Origin of the sequence: Rhodococcus sp. BS-15, from assembly GCF_000813105.1 — a bacterium.
Taxonomy (GTDB): domain Bacteria; phylum Actinomycetota; class Actinomycetes; order Mycobacteriales; family Mycobacteriaceae; genus Rhodococcoides.
On record NZ_BAOX01000195.1, the window covers coordinates 1 to 9,288 of the forward strand.

General features: G+C 64.0%; 10 protein-coding genes. 5 read left to right on the forward strand and 5 right to left on the reverse strand.

The features are described from left to right. Nucleotides 1-132 precede the first annotated feature (132 nt). The 3 genes from RHBS_RS18970 to RHBS_RS18980 all read left to right on the forward strand — a co-directional run bounded on the left by RHBS_RS18970 (nucleotide 133) and on the right by RHBS_RS18980 (nucleotide 2,120). Entirely contained in the window at nucleotides 133-324 is a 192-nt protein-coding gene (locus RHBS_RS18970; protein WP_032397886.1) for a DUF3046 domain-containing protein, read from the forward strand. A 194-nt stretch (nucleotides 325-518) separates the two neighbouring features. Beyond that, the gene (gene recA, locus RHBS_RS18975; RefSeq protein WP_008716921.1) at nucleotides 519-1,556 is read left to right on the forward strand and encodes a recombinase RecA; all 1,038 of its coding nucleotides are present in this window, start codon (nucleotides 519-521) and stop codon (nucleotides 1,554-1,556) included. Between the two features lie 12 nt (nucleotides 1,557-1,568). Next, entirely contained in the window at nucleotides 1,569-2,120 is a 552-nt protein-coding gene (locus tag RHBS_RS18980; protein ID WP_128646229.1) for a regulatory protein RecX, read from the forward strand. A 95-nt stretch (nucleotides 2,121-2,215) separates the two neighbouring features. Here the strand turns inward: RHBS_RS18980 and RHBS_RS18985 are convergent, their stop codons facing one another. From RHBS_RS18985 to RHBS_RS19000, 4 genes are all read right to left on the reverse strand, one after another. Next, the gene (locus RHBS_RS18985) at nucleotides 2,216-3,082 is read right to left on the reverse strand and encodes an amino acid ABC transporter permease (protein ID WP_128646230.1); all 867 of its coding nucleotides are present in this window, start codon (nucleotides 3,080-3,082) and stop codon (nucleotides 2,216-2,218) included. Continuing rightward, nucleotides 3,082-3,759 carry an amino acid ABC transporter permease gene (locus RHBS_RS18990; RefSeq protein ID WP_128646231.1) on the reverse strand — a complete coding sequence of 226 codons (678 nt, stop codon included), beginning with the start codon at nucleotides 3,757-3,759 and terminating at the stop codon, nucleotides 3,082-3,084. The genes RHBS_RS18985 and RHBS_RS18990 overlap by 1 nt, the downstream gene beginning before the upstream one ends. 81 nt (nucleotides 3,760-3,840) lie before the next feature. Then, nucleotides 3,841-4,671 carry a glutamate ABC transporter substrate-binding protein gene (locus tag RHBS_RS18995; protein ID WP_121870056.1) on the reverse strand — a complete coding sequence of 277 codons (831 nt, stop codon included), beginning with the start codon at nucleotides 4,669-4,671 and terminating at the stop codon, nucleotides 3,841-3,843. A 52-nt stretch (nucleotides 4,672-4,723) separates the two neighbouring features. Continuing rightward, nucleotides 4,724-5,452: an amino acid ABC transporter ATP-binding protein gene (locus tag RHBS_RS19000; protein ID WP_170944851.1), complete on the reverse strand. Its 729-nt coding sequence runs from the start codon at nucleotides 5,450-5,452 to the stop codon at nucleotides 4,724-4,726. Nucleotides 5,453-5,728: 276 nt separating this feature from the next. Here RHBS_RS19000 and miaB point away from each other — a divergent pair, with 276 nt between their 5' ends. Both miaB and RHBS_RS19010 read left to right on the forward strand, forming a co-directional pair. Then, a complete protein-coding gene (gene miaB / locus RHBS_RS19005; RefSeq protein WP_121872457.1) occupies nucleotides 5,729-7,252 on the forward strand; it encodes a tRNA (N6-isopentenyl adenosine(37)-C2)-methylthiotransferase MiaB in 1,524 nt (507 codons plus the stop codon). Further along, the gene (locus RHBS_RS19010; protein WP_237669423.1) at nucleotides 7,249-7,836 is read left to right on the forward strand and encodes a hypothetical protein; all 588 of its coding nucleotides are present in this window, start codon (nucleotides 7,249-7,251) and stop codon (nucleotides 7,834-7,836) included. The genes miaB and RHBS_RS19010 overlap by 4 nt, the downstream gene beginning before the upstream one ends. A gap of 42 nt (nucleotides 7,837-7,878) precedes the next feature. Here RHBS_RS19010 and RHBS_RS19015 read toward each other — a convergent pair. Further along, on the reverse strand, nucleotides 7,879-9,288 hold a 1,410-nt coding region (locus tag RHBS_RS19015), incomplete at its 5' end, for a DUF349 domain-containing protein (RefSeq protein WP_145977544.1).

Below are 9,288 nucleotides of genomic sequence, written 5' to 3' on the forward strand. Positions count from 1 at the left end.
CTGTCCGATCCGGCTTCGCCCGAGCAGCGGAGACGGCGGCGGACGGGGCGCAGTCCGTCGAGGATCCGGTGTCCGTCTGTCATCGGGTGCTCGCCCGCAGCACGCCACGGCGCGGGCGTTAGGGTTGTCGTTGTGCGTCTGACCGAATTTCGTGAACTGCTCACCGAGGAGTTCGGCTCCGTTCGTGGTGATTCCCTGCTGACCGATCACGTGCTGTCCGGTATAGGTCGAACCGGAGCGCAGGCCATCGAGGACGGCGTGGATCCACGCGAAGTGTGGCGATCGATCTGTTACGAGTTCGATGTGCCGAGAGAACGCTGGTAACTCCTCGGGTCCTTACGATCCTCTCGGCGTGTCGATTGCTGCGGTAGTTGACTCGAACACGTGTTCCCCTATGCTTGTGTCAACGGTTGCCGGGCGGTTTCGAGAAACTTCTTGTCGGTACCCCGATCTAGCGTTACCGACGACAAAGCTGATCGACACGACACAGCTGAACGACACGACACAGGGAGCTCACGATGGCTGCATACGATCGCGACAAAGCACTCGATCTCGCACTCGCGCAGATCGACAAGAACTTCGGCAAGGGTTCGGTGATGCGCCTCGGCGACGAGGTCCGCCAGCCCATTGCCGTGATCCCCACGGGATCGATCGCGCTCGATGTGGCACTCGGCATCGGAGGGTTGCCGCGTGGACGTGTCATCGAGGTCTACGGTCCGGAATCCTCGGGTAAGACCACCGTCGCCCTTCACGCGGTGGCCAGTGCTCAGCGCGCCGGCGGCATCGCCGCCTTCATCGACGCCGAGCACGCACTGGATCCCGACTACGCGAAGAAGCTCGGTGTCGACACCGATGCACTGCTGGTGTCGCAGCCCGATACCGGTGAGCAGGCTCTCGAGATCGCCGACATGCTGATCCGTTCGGGTGCTCTCGACATCCTCGTGATCGACTCGGTGGCGGCACTGGTACCGCGCGCCGAGATCGAGGGCGAGATGGGCGACAGTCACGTGGGTCTGCAGGCCCGCCTGATGAGCCAGGCGTTGCGCAAGATCACCGGTGCCATGAGCAACTCCGGTACCACCGTCATCTTCATCAACCAGCTGCGCGAGAAGATCGGCGTCATGTTCGGCTCTCCCGAAACCACCACCGGTGGTAAGGCATTGAAGTTCTACGCCTCGGTGCGCCTCGACATCCGCCGCATCGAGACTCTGAAGGACGGAACCGACGCCATCGGTAACCGCACCCGGGTCAAGGTGGTCAAGAACAAGGTTGCGCCGCCGTTCAAGCAGGCCGAGTTCGATATCATCTACGGCAAGGGCATCAGCCGCGAAGGCTCGTTGATCGACATGGGCGTCGAGCACGGCTTCATCCGTAAGTCGGGTTCGTGGTTCACCTACGAAGGGGACCAGCTCGGCCAGGGCAAGGAGAACGCCCGCAAGTTCATGCTCGAGAACCCGGACGTGCGGGACGAGATCGAGAAGAAGATCATGGAGAAGCTGCAGATCGGCGCGGACGTCACCGCCGAAGAGCCCGCAGCTGCTCCGGTCGACTTCTAGCCTGTCGTCGCTGTGCAGCAGCGAGACGAAGGCGGCGGCACCGAGGCGCAGGCGAAAGATATCTGCCTTCGGCTGCTGACCGACCGAGCGCGCAGCAGGCACGAACTCGAAGCCAGCCTGGCCAAGAAGGGTTTCGCTACCGAGATCGCGAACGCTGTTCTCGACCGGCTCGAGAAGGCCAAACTGGTCGACGACGAATCGTTCGCGCAGCAGTGGGTCCAATCTCGGCACAAGTACTCCGGCAAGGGAAAACGTGCACTGAGTATGGAGCTCCGCAACAAGGGAGTCAGTAGTGAACTCGCAGTGCATGCACTGGATCTGATCGATGCCGAGGACGAACGCCGTCGCGCAGGTGAGTTGGTACGCAAGCGATTCCGCACCCTGCATTTGCCCGATCCGAATGGACCCGACGCTCGCGCGGATCGAGACAAGGTGGTGCGCAAGTTGGTGGGCATGCTCGCGCGCCGCGGATACTCGCAAGGAATGGCATTTGCGGTGGTCAAAGAAGAACTCGACCGCGTCGGTGCCGACACCGGAGACTTCGACGGCCCCGACTCCATGTGATCGTCCACCTCGAGCCGGTGCCGTCGAGAAACAGTAAGGCCCGCAACACCACTGGTGTTGCGGGCCTTACTGATACCAGTCACGGCGAAGAGCTATCAGGCCGCCTGGCCGGCATCCGCAGCCGGTACGGGAGTACCGGATTTACTCTTGCCGGTTCTCAGCCTCTTCTCGACCGCGGTGGCGAGCTTGGTCAGGGAGGAGTTGATGATGATCATGATGACGGCCACGACCACCAAGGATGGCAGGTAGTTGCTGTAGAACGCACCCACCTGTTGACCGGATCGCACCACTTCGACGTAACCGATGACATAGCCGAGCGCCGAGTCCTTCAGCGCCACCACCATCTGCGAAATGATCGCGGGAAGCATGGCAGTGACGGCCTGCGGGAGCAGGACGAGGAGCATGACCTGGCTCTTGCGCATTCCGAGCGCCGACGCCGCCTCGCGCTGGCCCTTGGGTAGTGAATTGACGCCTGCTCGCACGATCTCGGCGATGACCGAACCGTTGTACAGCGTCAGGCCGGTGACCACCGCCGCCAAGGCCAGGTACTTGACCTTGAAGACCTCGTAATCGGCGTAGACGGCGTACAAGAAGATCATCAGGATCAGAACCGGGACCGCGCGGAACACCTCGACGAAGGTGCCGCTGATTCCACGCACCACACGGTGATCGGACAACCTGCCGATACCGAGTACGGCGCCGAGAATCAAGGCGAACACGATCGACAGCGCCGCTGCCACCAGCGTGCCTTGAATGCCGGGAAGCAGGTAGGTGGTCCACGTGGTGGATTCGAGGAACGGATCCCACTTGTCCGCGGTCAGCTGACCTTTGGAATCGAGGGCCTGGTAGATGAGGAAGGCGATTCCCAGCGAAATCACCGCTACTACTCCGGTCAGGATGCGGTACCGCAGTACCGCTTTCGGACCCGGGACGTCGTACAGAACTGCTACTGCATCACTCATCATGACACCGCCAATCGCTTGCTGATGTAGCCGAACAGCAACCCGGTCGGGAGCGTCAGAACCATGAAGCCGAGCGCAAAGATGCCGCCGACCACGAAGATCGCGGCCTCGTTCTCGATCATCTCCTTCATCAGGAACGACGCCTCGGCGACGCCGATGACCGATGCGATGGTCGTGTTCTTCGTCAGGGCGATCACGACGCTGCCGAGAGGTCCGACCACGGCCCGGAATGCCTGGGGGAGAACGACGATGGAGATGTTCTGCGTGAACGTCATGCCGAGTGAGCGGCCTGCCTCGGCCTGACCGACCGGAACCGTGTTGATTCCCGACCGTAGCGATTCGGCGACGAACGACGCTGTGTAGACACTCAGGCCGAGGATGGCCAACCGAAAGTTGTTGTCATCGAGGAAGTTCGGCGAGGTCTCGGAAGCCAGCGAGACACCCATTGTCCCGTACAGCCCGAAGGAGGTGAACAGGATGATCAGGGTAAGCGGGGTATTACGGAAGATAGTGACGTAGGTCGCGGCTATCCCACGTGCGATTGGAACGGGGGAGACCCGCATGGCGGCGATGATCGTTCCGATGACCAACGCGCCGACCAAGGAGGCCAGGGTGAGGTAGATGGTCGTCAGGAACGCGTCTATCAGTTCATCGCCGTACTTGCTCAGTAGGTTCAAGGTGCTTCAGGTCCTCACGGCTCGGCGAGTTCGACCCCGTCGTCCGCTACACCGAGTGCAGCGGACCGACGGTGTCATCGATCAGTAGCGGTCGACGGTGGGCTCGGCCGGCAGGGGGTAGCCGGAGGCGCCGACGGTGTCGTTGAACGCCTGCTCCCAGGCACCGCTCGAGACCATCTCTTCGATGGCGTCGTTGATCTGGTTGCGGCCCTCGGTGTCGTCCTTGTTCAGGCCGATTCCGTAGTTTTCCGTCGTGAAGGGCTCCCCGACCACCTTGAACTGTCCGGGGGACTGAGCCGCGTAACCGGCGAGAATGATGTCATCGGTCGTGACGGCGTCGACGGTGCCGTTGCGCAGGGCTTCGACGCAAGCGGAGTAAGTGTCGTACGGCTGGAGCGAGACACCGGGGTACTCGTCGGCGATGTTCTGTGCCGGGGTGGAGCCGGTGACCGAGCACAGACGCTTGCCCTCGAGCGAATCGGCACCGGTGATGTCGGTGTTGTCCTGGCTCACCAGCAACGACTGGCCTGCCACGAAGTACGGTCCGGCGAAGCCGACCTTCTCCTTGCGGGTATCGGTGATCGAGTAGGTGGCGACGACATAGTCGACCTCACCGTTTTCGATCAGCGTCTCGCGCTGCGCCGAGGGAGCTTCCTTGAACTCGATGTTCGCTTCGTCGACGCCGAGCTGACCGGCGACGTACTTGGCCACCTCCACGTCGAAGCCTGTGAACGTGCCGTCGGGGTTGCGCAGGCCGAGGCCGGGCTGGTCGAACTTGATGCCGACGATGAGGTTGCCGGATTCGGCGCTGCTCGAGATGGTGCGGGCTTCTTCTCCGCCTCCGCAGGCGGTGGCGACGATGGAGAGAGCGGCGATGGCGACACCGAAACGAAGCGGTCGGGTGATTCTCACAGTGAATGTCCTTCGGATAGGTCGTGCGTACGGGGACGAGCGGTGAATCGGGTCAGTGACCGAGGATCTTGCCGAGGAAGTCCTTGGCGCGTTCGGACTTGGGGGATTTGAAGAACGTCTCCGGATCGGTGTCCTCGACGACGGCACCGTCGGCCATGAAGATGACGCGGTCGCCTGCCTTACGGGCGAACCCCATCTCGTGGGTGACGACGAGCATTGTCATGCCCTCCTTGGCGAGTGAGGTCATGACGTCGAGTACCTCGTTGACCATTTCGGGGTCGAGGGCCGAGGTGGGCTCGTCGAAGAGCATCACCTTGGGATTCATGGCGAGAGATCGAGCGATGGCGACGCGCTGCTGCTGACCACCGGACAGCTGAGCGGGGTACTTGTCGGCCTGGTTGGCGATACCCACGCGCTCGAGCAGAGCCAACGCGCTCTTCTCTGCCTCGTCCTTCTTCTGCTTGCGCACCTTCATCGGCGCGAGCATGACGTTCTGCAGAATCGTCTTGTGGGCGAACAGGTTGAACGACTGGAACACCATGCCCACGTCGGCGCGCAATGCGGCGAGGGCCTTACCCTCCGCGGGGAGTAGATCTCCGTCGACCTCGATGGCACCGGAATCGATCGGTTCCAACCGGTTGATCGTTCGGCACAAGGTCGACTTGCCCGATCCGGAGGGACCCACGACGATGACGACCTGTCCGGCCGGCACTTCCAGGTTGATGTCCTTGAGGACGTGCAGATCACCGAAATGTTTGTCGACGGATTTGAGCGAGATCATCGAAGGTGCGCCCGGCGGGGGAGTCGATGCCGGCGCGTCGGTGGCGTGCGTCATAGATCGAAACCCTATGCGTAGTTTCCTCGCCGACCGGTGTTTTCGCCCGTCATCTTCGATTATGTAATGGAAACTTTACTGACGGTCTGCATCGGCCCTGGACAGTCCCCGGTGGGGCCCTCGACCCCGGCGTGCCGGTCGGTGCGATGGACGTACCCTGGAGGGGTGCAAACGAGTGTTTTTCCGACCGTGGACGTGACCGAACATGGGGTTTCCGAGCCCGTGCCGTTCACCGACGGGTCGGCGACGAGTCCCCGCAGCTACGAAGTGCGTACGCACGGTTGTCAGATGAACGTCCACGATTCGGAGCGGTTGTCCGGGTTGCTCGAGGAAGCGGGCTACGTTCCTGCCGACGCAGGCACCGACGCAGATCTGGTCGTGTTCAACACGTGCGCGGTGCGCGAGAATGCCGACAACAAGCTGTACGGCAACCTGGGTATGTTGCGGCCCGCGAAGACGCGGAACCCCAACATGCAGATCGCCGTGGGGGGTTGCCTGGCGCAGAAGGATCGCAACACCGTCGTAGAGAAGGCGCCGTGGGTCGACGTCGTCTTCGGAACACACAACATCGGGTCGTTGCCGGTATTGCTCGAGCGCGCCCGGCACAACGAACAGGCACAGGTCGAGATCCTGGAGTCCCTCGAGGCGTTCCCGTCGACCCTGCCGGCGAAGCGCGAATCGGCATACGCGGGCTGGGTGTCGATCTCGGTGGGCTGCAACAACACCTGCACGTTCTGCATCGTCCCGGCCCTGCGCGGCAAGGAGATCGACCGCAGGCCGGGGGACATCCTCGCCGAGGTGCAGGCTTTGGTGGATCAGGGCGTACTCGAGGTGACGTTGCTCGGCCAGAACGTCAATGCGTACGGTGCCTCGTTCGCCGATCCGGACATGCCTCGTGATCGCGGCGCGTTCGCGTCGCTGCTGACCGCATGCGGCTCGATCGAGGGTCTCGAGCGAGTGCGGTTCACGTCACCGCACCCGGCCGAGTTCACCGACGACGTCATCGAGGCGATGGCGTCCACCCCGAACATCTGTCCCACCTTGCACATGCCGCTGCAGTCCGGGTCGGATCGAATACTCAAGGCGATGCGCAGGTCCTACCGGCAGAGCAAGTTCATGGGCATCATCGACAAGGTGCGCGCGGCCATGCCGCACGCGGCTGTCACCACCGACATCATCGTCGGTTTCCCGGGCGAGACCGAAGAGGATTTCCAGCAGACCCTCGACGTGGTGCGGCGGGCGAAGTTCGCGAACGCCTACACCTTCCAGTACTCCAAGCGGCCGGGAACGCCCGCCGCCGACATGCCAGACCAGGTGCCCAAAGAAGTTGTGCAAGAACGGTACCTGCGATTGATCGCCCTGCAGGAGGAGATCGTCCTGGCTGCCAACCAGGCTCTGATCGGTACCGAGGTCGAGCTGCTCGTCGCCACCGGTGAAGGTCGCAAGAACGCGGCAACCCATCGGATGAGTGGGCGAGCCAGGGACGGTCGACTCGTGCACTTCGCAGTCGACGCCGATCGCGTGAGCGAGATCCGCCCGGGCGACGTCGTCACGACCACACTCACTGCGGCCGCCCCGTACCACCTCATCGCCGATGCCGGCGTACTCACCCACCGCCGTACGGCCGCAGGAGACGCCCACGAACGTGGGGTGATGCCGAAGACGGCACCGATCGGCGTCGGCCTCGGACTTCCCTCGATCGGCGCACCGGCGCCGCTACCGGTAGAGACAGGATGCACCGCATGACAGACACAGACGGACCCGATCGCGTCGTACCCTCTCGATCAGCGGAGGAGCTGGGTCGAACGGAGAGGGCGGTGATGACCGAGCTGGACCCGGGCGCGCGGGCCATGGTCGTGGCCGGGCTGGTGCTGGTCCTGTTGGTCACGTTCGCGTTGCCGCACACCGGATCTGCCAGCGGGTTCGACGTGCTCACGGGCAGCGATGCCGCAGTTGCCGAATCGATCGCCCTGCCGTCGCGCGTCTTCGTCGTGCTGGTACTGACGTTCGGTGTGGTGATGTCGGTGCTCGCGCTCGTCACCCGGATATGGGCGCTGGCCTGGGCCGCCCTCGCAGGGTGTGCGGTGTCCTCGGTGTACGGGATGCTCTCGATCTGGACACGGCAGACCGTGCCGGACAACCTGCAGGGTGCCGGACCGGGAATCGGCCTGATCATCGCGTGGATCGCCGTCATCGCATTGACGTTCCACTGGCTCAAGGCCGTGTGGAACAAGACGAACGCCCAGCTCGCAGCTCAGGAGCAGCGACGCATCGCCGCCGCGTCGGGTGAACAGAAGTTGCGACTGTGGGACGGCCACTCGGCCCCGTAGGTCCGATCGGCCGCCCCCCGGGTCAGGAGTGCTGCCGGCGAATCACAACTCGTCGACGGCGCTCTCTGCTGCGTCGGCCCACTCGCGCCACTGCTGCGCCTGTGCGAGCGCACGCTCGGCGTCCTTGGTCTTGCCTGCTGCGGTCGCCTTCGCGGCCTGATCCTCGAACTGAGCCACCCGCTCGCGGAACTGGGCGGCGCGGGCGACTGCCTCGGGGTCGGACCGACGCCACTGCGACTCCACCGCGTCGTGGACGGACTTCTCGATCGCCCTCAGTTTGCCCTCGAGCTCCCCCATCTTCTCGCGGGGAACCTTGCCGATGGCATCCCACTTGTCCTGCAGGTCGCGCAGCGCCGAACGGGCAGCATCGAGGTCCTTGCTCGGATCGATGTGGGTCTTGGCCAGCAGAGCTTCCTTGGCCTCGGCGTTGGACTCGAACTCGGCATCGCGCTCGGACGCCGCGGCGTTGCGGGCGGCGAAGAACACGTCCTGTGCGGCCTTGAAGTTCTTCCACAGGGCGTCGTCGGCGTCGCGGGGGGCACGACCGGATGCCTTCCACTCCACCAGCAGATCGCGGAACGCGGCTGCGGTGGGACCCCAATCCGTGGACGACGACAAGGCTTTCGCCCGTTCGACGAGTTCTTCCTTGCGAGTCTTGGCCGCACCGCGCTCACGATCGAGATCGGCGAAGTGTGCGCCGCGGCGACGGTTGAAGTTCTCCCGTGCCTTGGAGTACCGCTTCCAGAGGGCATCGTCGATCTTGCGGTCGACCCCGCGGATCGTCTTCCATTCGTCGAGGATTTCTCGTAGCCGGTCTCCCGCGTGCTTCCACTGGGTCGATTCGCTGCCGATCTGCTCGGCTTCGACGGCGAGCGCTTCCTTACGTGCCGTGTGTTCGGCCCGTTCGAGCTCCTTCTCGTGCTTGGCCACCGCTGCGGCAGCATCCGAATGCTCGACGACCGCGTCGAGTCGCCTGGCGAGCAGGTCGAGGTCGCCGATCACTGCCGCAGTCGGCAGGCTCTCCAACAGCGCGGACGCTGCGGCCTTGGTCTTCTTGGCATCGCCCGTGCCGGAGGTCAATCGAGCTTCGAGCAGACCGACCTCGGTGGCCAGATCGTCGTAGCGCCGACCGAAGTGAGCGAGCCCTTCCGCTGCGTCTCCGGCCTGCCAGGACCCGATCTGTCGCTCGCCGTCCGAGGTGGTCACCCACGCGGTGCCGTCGTCGTCGACTCTGCCGAATTTGCTGGGGTCGCTCGCCGGCGTGACCGTCGGGATCGCGGTGGGGACGTGGGAGGGGGTCGGGTGAGGTTTGGCACCGGCCGAACCGCCGGGACGAGGAGAAGCGGGACCCGGGACGCCTGGCCTGGGTCCTCCACCGGGCTTCGGTCCACCGCCCGGCTTGGGTCCACCTCCGGGCTTGGGTCCGCCGTGGTTCGCAGCACCGGGCGCGGA